This window comes from Ensifer sp. SSB1 (assembly GCF_016652895.1).
GTDB lineage: Bacteria > Pseudomonadota > Alphaproteobacteria > Rhizobiales > Rhizobiaceae > Ensifer.
This window is the reverse complement of record NZ_JAEPRP010000068.1, coordinates 17,508-35,613: the sequence shown is the minus strand read 5'-3', so window position 1 is coordinate 35,613 and position 18,106 is coordinate 17,508. Positions and strand designations below refer to the sequence as shown.

Sequence of the window (18,106 nt, the reverse complement as noted above, 5' to 3'; positions counted from 1 at the left end):
CCGCGACATCTCGCCCGAAACGCTCGACGCCCTCCAGAACAACGATCCAGGCTGGGTGCGCCGGGTCTCGTTCGACGTCGAGGGTCTTCGCCGCGAGAGCCGCAGGATCGAAGAATTCGCCGATTGCCGGGTGGCAAAGCGCGTGCTCGCTGAAGCGCGGGACGCGTGCTCCCACCTTGAACTCGTCGTGCACATGCCGTTGGCGGTCAGTATACGTGCCGATCGCCTGCTTTCGGCGGAACTCGGTCTCTCGCGCAGGAGGCTCACTCGGCTGGAGGAAGAGGAGCGGCTGACACTGCAGTCCAGTTCCCGCAAGGCTTTGCAACGGCCGATACGGGATGGCCTACGGGTGGTTGTAGATCTCTCGGAGGAACGCGATCATGACGAAATCGCCGATCGCGCGCGGGGCATATTGCTGCCTGCATGAACGAATTAGGGGAGCGTCGGCCCTATGCCGGCGCTTTCTGCCGAAAGGTCAGAACTTCACACCGACGCCGACGGTGAACTGGTGCTGATCGAGATCGACGTTGACGCCGCGGAAGTCCTTGTCGCCATAGTCGTTGTAGCGATACTCGGCGCGCCCGAAGACGTTGTCGGTGAACGAGTAATCGACACCGGCACCGATCGTCCAACCGTTGAAGGTCTCTTTTTCCTTCGACGCTCCGGGCACGTCGACGAAGCCCCGGGTAACCGCCCAGCCACCTGCCCCGTAGAGCAGCGCCTTGTCGTTCAGCACATAGCCGACGCGTCCGCGGATCGCGCCGGAAACATCGGTTCCGGCTTTGACGGAGGTCCCGCCAAGATCGAATCGCTTGTCATTCCAGTTGTAGTTGACGTCGCCCTCAATACCGTAGACCCAATCACCCTGCTGGTAATTGAAGCCGGCAAAGGCACCGAGCAGACCGCCATTGAAATCTTCGGAGCCGCGGCCGCCGGGCGCGCTGAAATCGCCGTTCAGCCAGCCGCCACCGCCCTGGAGACCGACGTAACCGCCGGTCCATACGAAAACGGGCGGCGTTTCGGCAACTGGCGCCGGCTCCAGCGCCGGCGTCAAGTCTGCCGCCATCGCTGTTTGACAGAATGCAGAGGCGGCCACGATTGCAACAAGCACATTCCGGATCATCACAGATGCCTCCTGTTGTCCTCGGCAAAACATTAGCAACTTATTAAGTTGAAGTCTGCCCAAAAGGCTTTGCAGTCGTCATCGAAAGGATCGAATCATCTCGATACCGGTGATTTAGGCGCTGGTCCTCAAACTACAAGGTGGCGCCCCACGCCACCGGCCGATTCGTGATCCAAAGGCGGGTCACTGGCCTGGGATTCGAGCGCCCTCCAGGCGGTCTCCGGCCCGAATATCAAGCCGCTTGACGGTACCGGCATTGAGTTCGAGAACGAAGGCGACCGGCTCACCGGAATCAATGATCGCCTCGGAAAATGGCACGGCGTCCTCGCGGATCGTCCGCACAACGCCCCTGTTGTCGATGAACAGCATGTCGAGCGGAAGATAGGTGTTCTTCATCCACATCATCACGCGGCGGGTTTCACCGAAATCGAACAACATTCCGTGATCCGGCGCCATAGAGCGGCGAAACATCAGTCCCTGCTCGCGCTGGTCGGGATCGACGGCCAGTTCGACAGTCAGTTCGTGCACCTTCCTGTTCGCGGTTACGAGCCGCATCTTGTCCTTGGGAAAGGCCACCTCGGCCAGCGCCGCTACGGTGAAGGCGAACAACAAAAAAAGCGCCAGCAGGGCGCTTTTTCCGGAAAGGTTTCGTGCGGCGAGCATCAGTGCGACCGGCTCGTCGGCGACGGACCATCCGGATGTATTTCGGCAGCCATCAGGCCCTTTTCGCCATCGCCGAAGCGAACGAGAACCACCTGGCCGGGACGAAGCTCGGTGAGACCGAAGCGCCGCAGGGTCTCCATGTGAACGAAGATATCCTCTGTTCCTTCGCCGCGCGTCAGGAAGCCGAAGCCCTTGGTGCGATTGAACCACTTGACGAGCACCCGCTCGAGGCCGCTGGTCGGCGTCACCTGGACATGGGTGCGCACCGGCGGAAGCTGCGACGGGTGCACCGCCGTCGACTGATCCATCGAGAGGATACGGAACGCCTGGTAGCCGCGGTCCCGCTTCTGGATGAGCGCCACGACCCGCGCGCCCTCAAGAACCGTCTGGTAGCCATCGCGCCTCAGGCAGGTCACGTGGACCAGAACGTCCTGCATGCCATTATCCGGCACGATGAACCCGAAGCCCTTGGCGACATCGAACCATTTGATCACGCCAGTGATTTCGATGAGGTCGAGAGCATCACTGCCAAAGTCGTCACCATGCATGACGTCTTTTGAAGATGTCCTATCCGCCATTCTCTCCCAGCCCCTCGTTTACGCGCGACTACCGATACGGTTAACTGATTCTTATTGACCAGAATAACATCGTCCCGCCGCGGATACGCAAGACCCTCGGCATATTTTGGCCGAGATCTAATATGCGGACGCAGCCTTGCCTCTGGCTTGCTGGCAGCCCACTATACGCCATCTTCTGCAAAACAGGGACATTGCAATGCGCTATCTGCACACGATGGTTCGCGTCAACAATTTGGATGCGGCCTTGAACTTCTACTGCACGCTTTTCGGCCTGACCGAAATCCGCCGTTACGAGAACGAGAAAGGCCGCTTCACGCTCGTTTTCCTCGCCGCTCCCGGCGACATCGATCGTGCACGCGGGGAGCTCTCGCCCTGCCTCGAACTCACCTACAACTGGGATACGGAAGAATATGCCGGCGGCCGCAATTTCGGCCATCTCGCCTATGAGGTCGACGACATCTACGGTTTCTGCCAGCACCTGATGGAAAATGGCGTGACCATCAACCGCCCGCCGCGCGATGGCCACATGGCCTTCGTTCGCTCTCCGGACGGCATTTCTATCGAGATCCTGCAGAAGGGCGAAAACCGTCCGCCGCAGGAGCCCTGGGCTTCGATGGCCAACACCGGCGCGTGGTAAGCCCCGCGCAATTCTGACTGGCGATGATACCTGTGTGCAGTCGGCAATTCCGGTTGGCATGGCCGAGTCGCCGATCAGCAGCAGCTATGAATGATCTGGGGCCCGGTCTATCCGGGCCTTTGCATGTTTGAAACATGCGGGCTCAAGGTTAGCGCCGGTTTACAAATCGCGTGTCGTTGAGTATTTTTTCGCGCGAAACGTTGATGCCGGGTCCTATGCGCGATGTCTCGTGGCGGCGACCCCCTTTGTACTTGGCCTGATCTTTTCCCGTGGCGTCTTTTCGGGCCGCCGCGAGAAGCACGAGTTTGTTTGTTCTGAGCGATGTTTCGGAACTGAGACTTAATGCATGACAGGGCGAGGCTTCGCCGATCATGCACGGAGAGCGGGGATAGGACGTTGCAACATCTGGAGACGCAAGGCGCAGTGCTCGCCGCGATTGCGCGGGCGGCAGCTTTATCCGTTTCACTCCTGGCACTGAGCAGCTGCGTGTCGGCTGTTGCCGACGGTGACGTGGCCGCCGAGCTGGGCCTCGAGAGACAGGCGGCAACTCAGACCGCCGAATCGGCCGAGCCGGGCGCTGTCCGCGATGCACAGGTGGCCGCAATGGGCAGCGATCCGCAAGCACAGCAGACCGCCACGGCGCGGGCCCCCACGCAAGGCCAGCCCCTGACAATGCAGAGCACGGGCCTGAGTGCTGCAAATTCAAGTATTTATGGACAGGCTGCGGCGACGCAAGCCATGCCGAGCACCCAGCCGGAAGCCGCTGGAACGGCACCGGCGGGCCAACCCGCCTTGAATGCGACCACAAACAGCCTTTTCAGCGGTGGTCAGCGGCGTCCTCTGCCCATCATGACGCCGCAACAAGGCGCGGCAAACGAAACCTCCGCCGCTCCGTCGGACACGGCGGTCGCCGCCTACGCGCCCACCGAAGCACAGGAGCATGTCCTTCCGGCATCCGTTCCGTTGCCCCTGAGCGCCGAGGCCGCCGCCGGCGGGGAAAAATCGGCCGCACTTCAGGCCGTCGCCAATGCCGAGGTTGCGCCAGCTACGACCGAAGTGGCGGTCGCGGAACCGACGCAGGCGGCCACAGAGGCCAAGGAAAGCGACGGAGACAAGGAAGCGCCGAAGGCTTGGACGCTCGCAACGCTGTTTGCCGGAAAGCGCAAGGAAAAGCAGCAGGAAGCCCAGCGCACTGCGCAACCGGCAGAAAAGAAGACGATTACCACCAGCAATGCGAGCCAGCCGCAGACAGCGTCCCTCGCCTACACGCTGCCAGGCGTCAAACTGAATACGCTCTATAACTTCGAGCATGAAGAGCATCTTAGTGGCGACGACGATGCTCCAGTTCAGGTCGCCTCGCTTTCGGGCCTGGCGCGACTGGCGCCAAGCGGATTGATCCTGCAGACCGAGAAGGTCGATGCCGGCTGCTTCAAGCCCGAACTCATGCAGATGCTGAAGAAGGTGGAATCGCATTACGGCAAGCAGGTCATGGTGACCTCCGGTCTACGCCCCATCAAGGTCAACCGCGAGAAGCAGTCGCTGCATACGCGCTGCGAGGCGGCAGACATCCAGGTTCAGGGCGTCAGCAAGTGGGATCTGGCCGAATTCCTGCGCAGTGTTCCAGGCCGAGGCGGTGTCGGCACCTATTGCCACACGGAGTCGGTGCATATCGACATCGGCACACAGCGGGATTGGAACTGGCGTTGCCGGCGCGGCAAGGGCTAAGGCCAACCACTTGTTTCCATGAGCTATTCCACAGACTCCGCCCCGGGAATGGAGACTGTGGAATTTTTACAGAAATATGAAAATTGCCGCTTGCGGTTCTCAAATCCTCTGGCTATAAGGCGCCCACACAGCGAGTGCGCCCTTCGTCTATCGGTTAGGACACCAGATTTTCATTCTGGGAAGAGGGGTTCGACTCCCCTAGGGCGTGCCACTGTGTCGATCTCTTCCCCCCGTAAAAATTGCTACTTCCTCTGCCTGAAGCAGGCGATTCCGGCCCTCACGGTACCGTTGATTCCAACTAGTCGGGCATCGGATTTTTCTCGCTGTTTTTAACAGGAAAAGCACAAAAATCCTGAGATTGGCGCTTGCGGTATCCAGAGTCGCTGGCTATAAGGCGCCCACACAGCGAGTGCGCCCTTCGTCTATCGGTTAGGACACCAGATTTTCATTCTGGGAAGAGGGGTTCGACTCCCCTAGGGCGTGCCACTGTGTCGATCTCTTCCCCCCGTAAAAATTGCTACTTCCTCTGCCTGAAGCAGGCGATTCCGGCCCTCACGGTACCGTTGATTCCAACTAGTCGGGCATCGGATTTTTCTCGCTGTTTTTAACAGGAAAAGCACAAAAATCCTGAGATTGGCGCTTGCGGTATCCAGAGTCGCTGGCTATAAGGCGCCCACACAGCGAGTGCGCCCTTCGTCTATCGGTTAGGACACCAGATTTTCATTCTGGGAAGAGGGGTTCGACTCCCCTAGGGCGTGCCACTGTGTTGAATTTCCCCCCTGGATTTCAAGCTACATCACTACCGCAAGTTCGGGCGCGTGACCGAACGATCCCATTTCCAACGCCTTGCCGGCGTCCGAGAAGCCTATCGTCGTTTTCGCGGAAAAGGCTTAGTATGCGGCATGCGCGGCAATTCTCAGCGCGAAGCGAGCCTAAAGGCGCCCATCGTCTAGCGGTCAGGACGCCGCCCTCTCACGGCGGTAACACGGGTTCGAGTCCCGTTGGGCGTGCCAAGGTCGCGTCGGAGCTTGCGTCAAGGTAACCCAGATTAGTCCTTGCTCAGCTCGGCGCGAACCCGTTGCCACTCTTGCCAGCAACGTTCCGGGTCGATGTCGCGATAGCCTCGCTGCTCATCCATCCGGCAAGCAATGTCTACGGGGACCGCAATTGCCTCGCAGTTGTCCCTGATCTGAATCACTTCTTCCTCAGTCAAAGGGCTTCCTTTGCCGCTCTCCCGGTTCAAAAGCACCGCTACGAGACTGGGCACCGGGTAGATGATCAGATCTTCGTCCTCACTCATACGCTACCTTTCGAACGCCTCCAGTCGTGTCAGCGCAAAGCACCCGTCAAACCGCCCTCGCCGCGTCCGTAACGCGCAATTGCACGCGACGCTGCCCCTGCCAGAGATCCGCCGAGACCGAACCTGCCACGTGAATGGACGCGCCGCGGCTTGCCAGTAGGAAATCGCCGAGCGGCGTTTCCGTAGCCCTGAATGCGATTCCGTCGAGCCGGCTGCCGTCCTGGCCTTCCAGCGTCACCTTGATGTGGTTGGCTCCCACCTGCCGGCTGTCGCGCAGCCGGTGTTGCGGGAAGGCAAAGACCGGTTGAGGGTGTGCCGAACCGTAGGGGCCTGCTTGTTCCAGGAGATCGATAAGCTCCAGTGTCGCGCCGGATGCCGCGAGCGCGCCGTCGACCTTGAGCGTCTGGATAGCGACCAGGTCGCGTACGGCCGCCTCTGCCCGTTCTTCGAAGAATTGCCTGAGCTTGCCGAGTTTCGAGCGCTCGACCGTGAGGCCGGCGGCCATCGCATGACCGCCGCCTTTGACGAGCAGGCCGCCGTCAACCGCAGCGCGGACCATCTTGCCCATGTCGAAGCCGTTGATCGAGCGGCCTGAGCCGGTGCCCCGGCCGTTCGGATCGAAGGCGATGGCGAAGGTCGGCCGGCGGAATTTTTCCTTGATGCGGGCGGCGAGTAGCCCGACGATCCCGGGGTGCCAGTTTTCGCGCGCCGTGACGATGACCGAGGCGCCCTCGCCCGTGCCGTACTCCGCAAGAACCTCGGCCTCGGCCTCGGCCAGCATGGCGGCCTCCAAGGCCTGCCGGTCACGGTTGAGTTCATCCAGCTGCGCCGCGATCTTTTCGGCCGCGCCAGCATCTTCCATGGCCAGCAGGCGGCTGCCGAGCGCTGCGTCGCCGATGCGGCCGCCTGCGTTGATTCGCGGCCCTACGAGGAAACCGAGGTGATAGGGCGTGACCGGACCGCCGATCGCAGCCTTCCTCAGCAATGCTGCAAGCCCGACATTGCCCATGTGCCGCGCCGCAATCAGCCCTTTGACGACATAGGCCCGATTGAGCCCCTTGAGCGGCACGACGTCGCAGACGGTCGCGAGCGCCACCAGATCGAGCTGCGCCAGCAGATCGAAGGATGCCACTCGGGGGTCGCCGGCACTACGCAGAACGCGCAGCGTGTTGACGAGGACGAGATAGACAACGCCGGCGGCACAGAGATGCCCCTGCCCCGAAAGATCATCCTCCCGGTTTGGATTGACGAGCGCGTGGCAAGCCGGCAGCGCCGAGCCGACCTGATGGTGGTCGATGACGACGACGTCGACGCCACGCTGCGCCGCAACGCCAAGCGCCTCGTGGCTCGTTGAGCCGCAGTCGACGGTCACGATAAGCGCAGCACCGTTGTCGATCAGCTGCTCGATCGCCGCGGGGTTAGGCCCATAGCCCTCGAAAATTCGATCGGGAATGTAAATCTCAGCATCGATGCCGAAATGACGGAGAAACCGGGCCATCAGCGCCGACGAGGCGGCACCGTCGACGTCATAGTCACCGAAGACCACGACCTTTTCACGCCGCTTGATAGCCTGCGCCAGGCGATCCGATGCTTTTCGGCAATCGGTGAGCGTATCGGGATCCGGCATCAGCGACCGAAGGGTCGGATCGAGGAAGCTTGCCGCATCGTCGAGCACGACGCCGCGGCCGGCAAGCACGCGACCGAGCAGATCGGAGTAGCCGTGAATCTGGCTAATGGCGAGCGCCCGGTTCTGGCCCGCCTGGTCAAGCCGCGACACCCAGCGTTGTCCGCTGACCGACTGCTCGACGCCGAGAAAGGCCCGCTGTACCGGATCCACCAATTCTTCCATGCTCGTCCACCCGCTTGGCGCTTAACTTTTCTTAGCGCATAACCCTGAAAATCGTGACCGTTTTCGGAACGGCATACACAGAGATCCACGTTTGGCGGACGTTCTCGGCACCGCCCGGCCCAAATGCCCGAACAAAAAAGCCTCGCCGGCATTCCTGCATGGCGAGGCTCCAATCTATCGGTGTTTCCCAGCGCCGAACGGCTCGAGGTCGAAGCCGCCCTCAGTTCGCCTTCGGGCGTTCGATACGGATGACCTGCGGCTCGCCGACGAGATAGCCTTCGCTCTTGACCGCCTTGATGGCATCGCGAACGGAGTGCTCCGAGGTCGCATGCGTGACCAGAATGATCGTCTGCGGCTCGCCGGTTTCCATCAGCTGCTTGGAGTGCTGCATGATCGATTCCAGCGAGATGCCGTTATCGGCCATGCGGGTGGCGATGCTGGCGAAAACGCCGGTACGGTCGACGACCTTCAGGCGGATGAAGTAGCCGCCCTCGTGGCTCTGGATCTGCGCGCGCTTATAGGGCAGCAACGCATTGGTCGGGCGGCCGAAGGCCGGAACATGCTGGGCGCCGGGACGGCTCTTGGCGATGTCGGCGATGTCCCCAAGCACTGCCGAGGCCGTCGCGTTGCCGCCGGCACCGGGGCCGACCATCAAGAGTTCGCCGAGAATGTCGGATTCGATCGCAACCGCATTGGTCACGCCGTCGACCTGAGCGATGACAGAGTCATAAGGCACCATCGTCGGATGGACGCGCTGCTCGATGCCGCTCTCCGTACGCTGGGCAACGCCGAGGAGCTTGATGCGATAGCCGAGATCGGCCGCCGCATGGATGTCGTCGATCGAGATGTTGGTGATGCCTTCGAGATAGATGTCGTCGGCAGCGATCGCCGTTCCGAAGGCAAGGCTCGTCAGGATCGAAAGCTTGTGCGCGGTATCGTTGCCTTCGATGTCGAAGGCGGGATCGGCTTCGGCGTAGCCGAGGCGCTGCGCTTCCTTGAGGCAGGCTTCGAAGGAAAGCTCTTCCTTCTCCATCTTCGTCAGGATGTAGTTGCAGGTGCCGTTCATGATGCCGTAGACGCGCGAGATCGTGTTGCCGGTCATGGACTCGCGCAGCGCCTTGATCACCGGGATACCGCCGGCGACAGCCGCTTCGTAGTTCAGAAGCGCGCCCTTTTCCTCGGCGATCTTGGCAAGTTCGATGCCATGGGCAGCAAGCAGCGCCTTGTTGGCGGTCACGACATGAATGCCGCGCTGAAGCGCGGCCTTGACCGCCGAATAGGCCGGATCGCCGGCGCCGCCCATCAGTTCCACGAACACGTCGATGTCGGCGTCACGCACGAGCGAAACGGCGTCTTCGAACCAGGCGACCTTCGAAAGGTCGACGCCGCGATCGCGGTTGCGGTCGCGTGCCGTTACGGCCGTGGTCTCGATTGCCCGTCCGCACGTTGTCGCGAGCATCTCGTGACGATCCTGGAGGATTCGCACGAGCGAGGCACCGACGGTACCCAAGCCCGCAATGCCGATTTTGAGGGCATCTGCCATAGCCATTTCCTAACATGTAGAGGGCAAGCCGCGAGGACCGCGGTGCCGGTGTGGAAGGAGGCGCACCTCAAGCACGCCTCCTGACTTATTTCGTTAAGCGGGATGCGGGCGGAAAACCGAATACACTTTTCCTCATCCCGCTCCCATTACCTGTGCGCGTTGAGCGAGATGACGTTGTGCATCGTCTCGTCGGCAGTCGACAGGAATTTCTTGATGTTGCGGGCCGCCTGGCGAATGCGGTGCTCGTTCTCGACGAGAGCGAGACGCACGTAGTCGTCGCCCTGCTCGCCGAAGCCGATGCCCGGGGCAACAGCAACGTCAGCCTTCTCGACCAGGAGCTTGGAGAACTCGAGCGAGCCCAGATGGCGGAACTTCTCGGGGATCTTTGCCCAGGCAAACATCGTCGCTGCCGGCGGTGGCACGTCGAAGCCGGCCTTGCCGAAGCTTTCGACCATGACGTCGCGGCGGCGCTTGTAGACATTGCGCACCTCGGCGATGTCGCTGCCGTCACCATTCAGCGCCTGCGTCGCGGCCACCTGGATCGGCGTGAAGGCGCCGTAGTCAAGGTAGGACTTCACGCGCGTCAACGCCGCGATCAGCCGCTCGTTGCCGACGGCAAAGCCCATGCGCCAGCCCGGCATCGAGAAGGTCTTCGACATCGAGGTGAATTCGACGGTGCAGTCGATCGCGCCCGGCACTTCCAGTACCGACGGCGGCGGCGCGTCGTTGAAGTAGATTTCCGAATAGGCGAGATCAGAAAGCACGATGATGTCGTGCTTCTTCGCAAAGGCGATCACTTCCTTGTAGAAATCGAGGGTCGCGACCTGCGCCGTCGGGTTCGACGGATAGTTGAGGATCAGCGCCAGCGGCTTCGGGATCGAGTGACGCACGGCGCGCTCGAGCGGCGGGAAGAAGGTGTCATCGGGCTCGACCGAGATCGAGCGGATGACGCCGCCCGCCATCAGGAAGCCGAAGGCGTGGATCGGATAGGTGGGGTTCGGGCATAGGATCACGTCGCCTGGTGCTGTGATCGCCTGGGCCATGTTGGCGAAGCCTTCCTTGGAGCCAAGGGTGGCGACGACCTGCGTTTCCGGATTCAGTTTGACGCCGAAGCGACGGGCGTAATAGGCGGCCTGGGCACGGCGCAGCCCGGGAATGCCCTTCGACGACGAATAACGATGCGTGCGCGGGTCCTGAACGACCTCGCAAAGCTTGTCGACAATCGACTGTGGAGTGGGAAGATCCGGATTGCCCATGCCGAGGTCGATGATGTCAGCACCGGCCGCTCGCGCGCTTGCTTTCAAACGGTTGACCTGTTCGAAAACATAGGGCGGCAAACGCCGGACTTTGTGAAACTCTTCCATCTCCAAACCTCGTTTGGCGCACGCTCCCGCCAGCGGCTCAAGCCTTCGCGAAACCGTGCGCTGTGGTGAACGGCCGTCCTTGCGGCCATTGAACGCTTTGCGTCCAAATCACCGGAAAGGCAAGCTCTAATTCTGGATCTGTTTGAGCGTGTCGGCGCCGTGCTGTTCGGCGAGCGTGCGCATTTCCTTAAGCCGACGCTGATATTCCGCTTCCGAGATCGCGCCGGACTTGCGCGCGGCGCCGAGCGACGTCAGGCGTGCCTGCATATCGGTCGCCTCTTCGTTGGTCATCTGTGTCGTCGCTGCCGGCTTCTGGCCGTAGACCGAAGGATAGTTTTCGAAGTTGGCCCCCTGGCTGTTGCAGCCAGCAAGCGTGCCTAACAGAAGGATCCCGGCAACCCAGGTGATGGAACGCTGTTTTCCGACGGCAAGCATACTGGAGACGACCTCTGTTTTGACGGCGCGACGATGCGCTAGCCCTTGTAATCATTTTCGGGCAGAATGTAAAAATACAAAACAAACAAGATGCTGTGGAGGAAGCCGGGTGACAGCAGAGAGGAATGCGGAAGGCACCGCTGGCAGGGACGGCTTCACGGGATTCGACCCCAAATCCGTCGAACCTTACATCGTAAAGGACCCGGAAAGCCTCGCCGTCAACCTCGCCCGCGCCATGGAGCAACTCGGCAAGGCGGCCTCCGCCTGGCTGGCACCGCGTGAATCGGGGCAGAAGTCGGACGTCTTTTCCGAGCCGGTCACCGACATGGTGAAAACGCTCTCCAAGGTTTCCGAATACTGGCTTTCCGATCCGCGCCGCACGCTCGAGGCGCAGACGCATCTGATGGGCAGCTTCTTCGAGATCTGGTCGCGGACCCTCCATCGCATGTCCGGCGATGTCGAGGGGGCAGAGCCGGCCGCTTTCCAGCGCAACGACAAAAGGTTTACCGACGAAGATTGGGTGAAGAACCCGTTCTTCGACTTTATTCGGCAAGCCTATTTCGTCACCTCGGATTGGGCCGAGCGCATGGTCGAGGACGCCGAGGGGCTCGACGATCACACCAAGCACAAGGCGGCATTCTACGTCCGGCAAGTTTCAAGCGCGCTCTCGCCCACAAACTTCGTCACCACCAACCCGCAACTCTATCGCGAAACCGTCGCGTCGAACGGCGCCAATCTCGTCAAGGGCATGCAGATGTTCGCCGAGGACGTAGCCGCGGGTCGCGGAGACCTCAAGCTGCGGCAGACGGACACCAGCAAGTTCGCGATCGGCGAGAATATCGCGATCACGCCCGGCAAGGTCATTGCCCAAAGTGATGTCTGCCAAGTGCTGCAGTATGAGGCGACGACCGAGACGGTGCTGAAGCGACCACTGCTGATCTGCCCGCCGTGGATCAACAAGTTCTATGTGCTCGATCTCAACCCGCAGAAATCCTTCATCAAGTGGGCTGTCGACCAGGGCCACACCGTGTTCGTCATCTCGTGGGTCAACCCGGACGAGCGGCACGCGACCAAGGACTGGGAAGCCTATGCCCGCGAAGGTATCGGCTTTGCGCTCGATATCGTCGAGCAGGCAACAGGGGAACGGGAAGTCGACGCCATTGGTTATTGCGTCGGCGGAACGCTGCTGGCCGCGACGCTGGCCCTGCATGCCGCCGAAGGAGACGATCGCATCCGCTCCGCGACCCTGTTCACGACGCAGGTCGATTTCACCCACGCGGGCGACCTCAAGGTATTCGTCGATGAAGACCAAATCCGCCAGATCGAACAGAACATGAGCGTGACCGGCTATCTCGACGGCTCGAAGATGGCGACCGCGTTCAACATGCTGCGCGCCTCCGAACTGATCTGGCCCTACTTCGTCAACAACTACCTCAAGGGCCAGGATCCCCTGCCCTTCGATCTGCTCTACTGGAATTCCGATTCGACCCGGATGCCGGCTGCCAACCACTCCTTCTATCTGCGCAACTGCTACCTCGAGAACAAACTCTCGAAGGGCGAGATGATGCTGGCTGGGCGAAAGGTTTCGCTCGGCGACGTAAAGATACCGATCTACAATCTCGCGACCAAGGAAGACCATATCGCTCCGCCGCGCTCGGTTTTCCTGGGTAGCTCCTCCTTCGGCGGCAAGGTCACCTATGTGCTTTCCGGCTCCGGCCACATTGCCGGCGTCGTCAACCCGCCGGACAAGGGAAAGTACCAGTTCTGGACCGGCGGCGCGCCCAAGGGCGATTTCGACGACTGGTTCAAGGCCGCGAAGGAAACGCCGGGATCCTGGTGGCCGCACTGGCATCAGTGGATCGAAAAGCTCGACAAGAGACGCGTTCCGGCCCGCAAACCCGGTGGGCCGTTGAATTCGCTCGAAGAAGCTCCGGGCTCCTACGTTCGCGCCCGGGCATGAAACAGCTGCAGGAACAATCTTGATCTTCGACCCACCGCTCGCACAGGCAACCCTGGTGCAGCGCTACAAGCGCTTTCTCTTCGATGCGATCCAGCCCGATGGCGCGGCGTTGACCGGATCCTGCCCGAATACCGGTTCGATGCGCGGACTGACGACACCGGGATCGCGCATCTGGATGTCGGAACACGACAGTCCGACGCGGAAGTACCGCCACATGCTCGAAATCGTCGAAGCCGATGGAACGCTGGTGGGAATCAATACCGGCCTGCCGAACCGGCTTGCGGAAGAGGCTATCCGGCTGGGGCTCGTTTCCGATCTGCACACATACCCAGGTTTCGCGCGGGAACAGAAGTATGGCCGGAACTCGCGGATCGACATCCTGCTTAGCGACCCCGAACGCGGCCTTGCCTACGTCGAGGTGAAGAACGTACACTTCAGTCGCACGGCCAATCTCGCAGAATTCCCGGATAGTCCCACGGCTCGTGGCGCAAAACATCTCGACGAACTCGGCGACATGGTCGAGGCCGGTCATCGCGCCATCATGATCTATCTCGTGCAACGTGGCGACTGCGACCGCTTGAGAATCTGCCGCGACTTCGATCCCGTCTATGCGCAGGCATTCGACCGCGCCATCTCCCGCGGGATCGAAGCCTATGCCGTCAAATGTCAGGTTTCGCCAACGCAAATCCGTCCGAGCGGATTGATGGCAGTGGACGAAGGCGCCCTCGCTGCTCTATGAAATCCGACTTGGAACAAATGAAAGCTTTGGAATGGTGACTTACATCGAGGCAGGGTCCGCCCCCTATAAAAACACCGGCGTTATCCGGCTCTACGGACCGGAAGGTTTTGAAGGCATGCGCAAGGCCTGCCAGGTGACGGCGCGCTGCCTCGACGAACTCGTTTCGCGCGTTCAGCCCGGCGTCACGACCGACGAGATCGACCGCTTCGTGTTCGAATTCGGCATGGACAATGGCGCCCTGCCCGCAACGCTGAATTACCGCGGTTACACGAAGTCGTCCTGCACCTCGATCAACCACGTCGTCTGTCACGGAATTCCGAACGACAAGCCGCTGCGCGAAGGCGACATCGTCAACATCGACGTCACCTATGTCGTCGATGGCTGGCATGGCGACTCGAGCCGCATGTACCCGGTCGGCGAGATCAAGCGCGCAGCCGAACGGCTGCTCGATGTCACCCATGAAAGCCTGATGCGCGGCATTGCCGCCGTCCGCCCGGGCGCGCGCACCGGCGCCATCGGCGAGGCGATCCAGACCTATGCCGAAGCGGAACGCTGCTCGGTGGTCCGCGATTTCTGCGGCCACGGCGTCGGCAAGCTCTTCCACGACGCACCGAACATCCTGCATTACGGCCGCGCCAATGAGGGCCCCGAACTGCGCGAGGGCATGATCTTCACTATCGAGCCGATGATCAATCTCGGCCGCCCGCATGTGAAGGTGCTCTCAGACGGTTGGACCGCCGTGACCCGCGACCGGTCGCTGTCGGCACAGTACGAGCACACGGTTGGCGTGACCGCCGATGGGTGCGAGATTTTCACGCTGTCGCCAGCTGGCCTCTTCAAGCCCGGCGTCAACACACTCGGCGCCGCATGAAGAAGCGTCCTGTCTCCCCTGACGGCGACGAAGCGCCCTCGGCGGACGAAAGGACGTTTTTCCCACAATTACAATTGGACGCAGGACCGCCGGCCAGGAAGGCGCCGGCGCCCGAGGCACATTACCACGGTCATCGCGACAGGCTGCGGGCGCGCTACCGCGAGCACGGCGACGTTACCCTGGCGGACTACGAAATCCTGGAAATGCTGCTGTTCCGGCTGATCCCGCGCAAGGATACCAAGCCGATTGCCAAGGCGCTCATCAGCCGTTTTGGCACGCTTGCCGGTGTTTTCGGCGCGCCGATCGCACTGTTGCAGGAGGTGGATGGCATCGGTGAGGCTGTCGCTCTCGACCTCAAGTTGGTTTCCACGATCGGTCACCGCACGCTGAAGAGCGGACTTCGCGAAAAGCAGCTGCTGTCCTCGTGGAGCGCGGTTATCGACTACTGCCATGCGGCAATGGCCTACGAGACCAAGGAACAATTTCGGATCCTGTTCCTCGACAAGCGCAATACGCTGATCGCCGATGAGGTGCAGCAGACGGGCACGATCGACCATACGCCGGTGTACCCGCGTGAAGTGGTGAAACGCGCACTCGAACTTTCCGCCACCGCGATCATCCTCGTGCACAACCATCCATCCGGCGATCCGACCCCGTCGCGCGCCGATATCGACATGACCAAGCTCATCGTCGAGACGGCCAAGCCGCTCGGCATTGCCGTGCACGATCACATTATCATCGGCAAGGATGGCCACGTCAGCCTGAAGGGCCTGCGACTGTTCTGATCGTTCGGGTTCTCATAGCCCATTCCCATGACGAAAGGGCCTATCTAGCGTCCCTGCTTCAGGAACACGGTGCGAGGACGCGTGGTTCCGACTTGGGAACTCACAATAGCAAGGGCCAACATCTAGAACGGGCCATCCCCGTCTGACGCCGTCGCCGCCGAGCGGGCGTCCTCAACAACCATGTGCACGAACTGCAGCTTGGCCACTGTGGGTTTCGACATCACGAACGGGTAGAAGTCTGGCTGGCCCATGCTACGCGCCAGTTCGTTCAGCACCATAGTCATTTCGACCCAGGAGTTTAGCAGCGAAAGAAAGCCGTCGGCGCTGGCATCGTCGCGCGCATACAATGCGTCGCGTTCGAACGGTTGGATGACAGCCTCAAGATCCTCAGCATCGAGCCCAAATCCGAATGCAGTTCCCAGGCTGTCGATCATGTGCAGATAGTGCGCCCAGGTTTCTGCCCAATCCTCCCAAGGATGTGTGGAAGCATAGGAGCTGATGTATCGATCCGCCCAGTCTGCGGGCGGACCGTTTTCATAGTTCGTCTTCAACGCGGCGGCATAATCGTCGCGCTCATCTCCGAAGAGGGTACGAAAGCGCTGCAGCCAAGGGCCGCGCAGAACGAGCCGATTCCAATAGTAGTGGCCGACTTCGTGTCGCAAATGCCCCAGGAGCGTGCGATAGGGTTCATGCAGTTCGAGCCGCATCTTCTCCCGCTGGACCGAATCCGCCTCCTCGATGTTGACCGTAATCAAACCATCGGCGTGCCCAGTCAGCACGCGCGGTCCGTTCTCCGGCGAACGCAGAAAATCGAACATCAGACCGTCTTTGTCGTCCGCGTCGAGTTTGGATTTTACGGGCAGGCCGAGCGCCAGCAATTGCGACACGAGCCGCCGCTTCGCCACCTCAAGCAGCCCCCAGTAGCGGGCATTGTCCTCGCAATCGAGGTTCGGAATTGTCCGGTTCAGCCTGCAGGCGATGCAAAGTTCCTCCGGTTCGCTGGCCGTCTGGATCCAGTTGCATTGCGCGGCAGTGTCACGGTTGCTGCAATACTTCAGCAACGGCCGCCCGCCACTCGCTTCCCAAGTGTCCGGCCGCGGGCCGGGCTCAAGCGGCACCAGCGCATCTTCACCGGGCAGGTATCCAAGCGGCGCCTGGCAGCTGTTACAAAACATGTTGCCGAAGAAGACGGGACTGCCGCAGCGGCACACAAAGGTGCGCGAGTACCGCTTGGCCACGTCGCGGTGCTTCCAGTTCGTACCGATCAGGTCACCAAGCGTCTCCAGAAGGCTTGCCACCACATCCTCCGAATTCGGGAATTGGCAATGTCCGCCGGGCCGCTCCGGCCTAAAGCCATTTCGCCCGGCGGAAGAAGCGGTAGAGCGTGCCGCATAGTCCGATGATCACAGCCAGCACGATGAAGTAACCGTAGCGGAACTTCAATTCCGGCATATCATCGAAATTCATGCCGTAAATGCCGGCGATCGCCGTCGGCACCGCCAGGATCGCCGCCCAGGACGCGAGCTTTCGCGAAATCTCCGTCTGTTCGGACTGCCCGATCATCAGGCTCGCCTCAAAGGTGAAAGCAAGAACCTCACGCAGGGCATCGATATCCTCCTGGACACGGCGCACATGGTCCGTAACGTCGCGGAAGAGCGGCTGCAGCGCGGCATCCATGCCCGGAAGATCGACATGTTCGTGCCGACGACAGACGTCGACCAGAGGCACGACCGCATTGCGCAGTCGCAGGAGATTGCGGCGGAGCAGATAGAGACGTTCGATATCGCGCTTGAGCAGGCGTTCCCGCAACAGGCGATCTTCGAGCTCCTCGACCTCTTCGTGGATCGCCTCGATGACTGGCATGTAGTTGTCGACGATGAAATCCAGGATCGAATAGAGAATGTAGTTTTCGCCGTGGGCGAGAGCGGCCGGCGACGATTCACAGCGCTGGCGAACCGCCATGTAAGATGTCGACGCGCCGTGCCTGACGGAGACGACATAGCCTCGCCCGACGAAGAGATGAGTCTCGCCGAAGGCGATTTCGTCGCCGACCATGTGGGCGGTGCGTGCCACGACGAAGATGGAGTCGCCATAGATCTCGAGTTTCGGCCGCTGATGCGCCTTGCAGGCATCCTCGATCGCCAGATCGTGCAGGTCGAACTCCCGTTGAACCTGATGGAGCAGATCCGCATCAGGCTCATGCAGGCCGATCCAGATCACCGTGCCCGGTCGCGACCGCCACATACCGGCATCTTCGATGCGGATATCGCGAACCCTCACGCCGTTCTCGTAGACTGCCGCGGCAACCACACCCGGCCGATGCTCTGGCGGTGCAGCGAGGCCCTCCCCGTCGGGCTGTGGCACGGCTCTGTTCGTAAGCTCCAATCCCATCGTCAGCCTCCCAGGCAAATACGACACCGATGGGCTCGGCATGTCGTAACGAAGCCAAGCATACGCACATTCCCTTATATTCTCATCCGGTTGCTTCGGCTATGAAAACCACTTCATCAAACCGTGGCTTTGACGGTATAGAA

17 protein-coding genes and 4 tRNA genes are annotated in these 18,106 nt (G+C 61.1%); 11 read left to right on the top strand and 10 right to left on the bottom strand.

All coding sequences use genetic code 11. The features are described 5' to 3' along the window. The coding region (locus I8N66_RS18085) for a DUF1062 domain-containing protein (protein WP_291156154.1) at positions 1-427 on the top strand (427 nt) is incomplete at its 5' end. A gap of 48 nt (positions 428-475) precedes the next feature. Here I8N66_RS18085 and I8N66_RS18080 read toward each other — a convergent pair. The 3 genes from I8N66_RS18080 to I8N66_RS18070 form a co-directional block, all read right to left on the bottom strand. Continuing rightward, positions 476-1,123: an outer membrane protein gene (locus tag I8N66_RS18080; RefSeq protein WP_113537105.1), complete on the bottom strand. Its 648-nt coding sequence runs from the start codon at positions 1,121-1,123 to the stop codon at positions 476-478. A gap of 183 nt (positions 1,124-1,306) precedes the next feature. Then, positions 1,307-1,786, bottom strand: coding sequence for a DUF192 domain-containing protein (locus I8N66_RS18075; protein WP_291156149.1), 480 nt, complete (start codon positions 1,784-1,786; stop codon positions 1,307-1,309). Beyond that, a complete protein-coding gene (locus tag I8N66_RS18070) occupies positions 1,786-2,364 on the bottom strand; it encodes a cold-shock protein (protein WP_043623636.1) in 579 nt (192 codons plus the stop codon). Before I8N66_RS18070 ends, I8N66_RS18075 begins: the two co-directional genes overlap by 1 nt. A gap of 196 nt (positions 2,365-2,560) precedes the next feature. Between I8N66_RS18070 and I8N66_RS18065 the strand changes: the two genes are divergently transcribed. From I8N66_RS18065 to I8N66_RS18040, 6 genes are all read left to right on the top strand, one after another. Continuing rightward, positions 2,561-3,001, top strand: a complete 441-nt coding sequence (locus tag I8N66_RS18065) for a VOC family protein (RefSeq protein WP_291156142.1) — start codon at positions 2,561-2,563, stop codon at positions 2,999-3,001. Positions 3,002-3,397: 396 nt separating this feature from the next. Then, positions 3,398-4,726, top strand: coding sequence for a D-Ala-D-Ala carboxypeptidase family metallohydrolase (locus I8N66_RS18060; RefSeq protein ID WP_291156139.1), 1,329 nt, complete (start codon positions 3,398-3,400; stop codon positions 4,724-4,726). Between the two features lie 136 nt (positions 4,727-4,862). After that, positions 4,863-4,937: transfer RNA gene (locus tag I8N66_RS18055), tRNA-Glu, on the top strand. Between the two features lie 200 nt (positions 4,938-5,137). Beyond that, a tRNA-Glu gene (locus tag I8N66_RS18050) sits at positions 5,138-5,212 on the top strand. Between the two features lie 200 nt (positions 5,213-5,412). After that, positions 5,413-5,487: transfer RNA gene (locus I8N66_RS18045), tRNA-Glu, on the top strand. A gap of 177 nt (positions 5,488-5,664) precedes the next feature. Continuing rightward, positions 5,665-5,739: transfer RNA gene (locus I8N66_RS18040), tRNA-Glu, on the top strand. Positions 5,740-5,774: 35 nt separating this feature from the next. Here the strand turns inward: I8N66_RS18040 and I8N66_RS18035 are convergent. From I8N66_RS18035 to I8N66_RS18015, 5 genes are all read right to left on the bottom strand, one after another. Further along, entirely contained in the window at positions 5,775-6,026 is a 252-nt protein-coding gene (locus I8N66_RS18035; protein WP_291156136.1) for a hypothetical protein, read from the bottom strand. 46 nt (positions 6,027-6,072) lie between these two features. Further along, positions 6,073-7,875 (bottom strand): single-stranded-DNA-specific exonuclease RecJ, encoded by a 1,803-nt coding sequence (recJ, locus tag I8N66_RS18030; RefSeq protein WP_291156133.1) that lies wholly within the window; start codon positions 7,873-7,875, stop codon positions 6,073-6,075. Between the two features lie 220 nt (positions 7,876-8,095). Further along, positions 8,096-9,418 carry a homoserine dehydrogenase gene (locus tag I8N66_RS18025; protein WP_291156130.1) on the bottom strand — a complete coding sequence of 441 codons (1,323 nt, stop codon included), beginning with the start codon at positions 9,416-9,418 and terminating at the stop codon, positions 8,096-8,098. Between the two features lie 146 nt (positions 9,419-9,564). Next, positions 9,565-10,782, bottom strand: a complete 1,218-nt coding sequence (locus I8N66_RS18020; RefSeq protein WP_113537505.1) for an LL-diaminopimelate aminotransferase — start codon at positions 10,780-10,782, stop codon at positions 9,565-9,567. 126 nt (positions 10,783-10,908) lie between these two features. Next, positions 10,909-11,217: an SHOCT domain-containing protein gene (locus tag I8N66_RS18015; RefSeq protein ID WP_113537506.1), complete on the bottom strand. Its 309-nt coding sequence runs from the start codon at positions 11,215-11,217 to the stop codon at positions 10,909-10,911. Between the two features lie 109 nt (positions 11,218-11,326). On the opposite strand from I8N66_RS18015, the gene phaC reads away from it, so the two are divergent. From phaC to radC, 4 genes are read left to right on the top strand one after another with little or no spacing between them, the layout of a single operon-like run. Further along, on the top strand, positions 11,327-13,177 hold the full coding sequence (gene phaC, locus I8N66_RS18010; RefSeq protein WP_291156126.1) for a poly(3-hydroxyalkanoate) polymerase subunit PhaC: 1,851 nt from the start codon (positions 11,327-11,329) through the stop codon (positions 13,175-13,177). A 19-nt stretch (positions 13,178-13,196) separates the two neighbouring features. Next, on the top strand, positions 13,197-13,916 hold the full coding sequence (gene sfsA, locus I8N66_RS18005; protein ID WP_291156123.1) for a DNA/RNA nuclease SfsA: 720 nt from the start codon (positions 13,197-13,199) through the stop codon (positions 13,914-13,916). 31 nt (positions 13,917-13,947) lie between these two features. Beyond that, complete coding sequence (gene map, locus I8N66_RS18000; RefSeq protein WP_223727244.1) at positions 13,948-14,787, top strand: type I methionyl aminopeptidase; 840 nt, start codon at positions 13,948-13,950, stop codon at positions 14,785-14,787. Next, on the top strand, positions 14,784-15,572 hold the full coding sequence (gene radC / locus I8N66_RS17995; RefSeq protein ID WP_291156120.1) for a DNA repair protein RadC: 789 nt from the start codon (positions 14,784-14,786) through the stop codon (positions 15,570-15,572). The genes map and radC overlap by 4 nt, the downstream gene beginning before the upstream one ends. Before the next feature lie 122 nt (positions 15,573-15,694). On the opposite strand, the gene I8N66_RS17990 is transcribed toward radC, so the two are convergent. Beyond that, on the bottom strand, positions 15,695-16,870 hold the full coding sequence (locus I8N66_RS17990) for a putative zinc-binding metallopeptidase (protein WP_113537602.1): 1,176 nt from the start codon (positions 16,868-16,870) through the stop codon (positions 15,695-15,697). Positions 16,871-16,919: 49 nt separating this feature from the next. Beyond that, positions 16,920-17,963, bottom strand: coding sequence for a magnesium and cobalt transport protein CorA (locus I8N66_RS17985; protein WP_162768739.1), 1,044 nt, complete (start codon positions 17,961-17,963; stop codon positions 16,920-16,922). Positions 17,964-18,106: the final 143 nt, after the last annotated feature.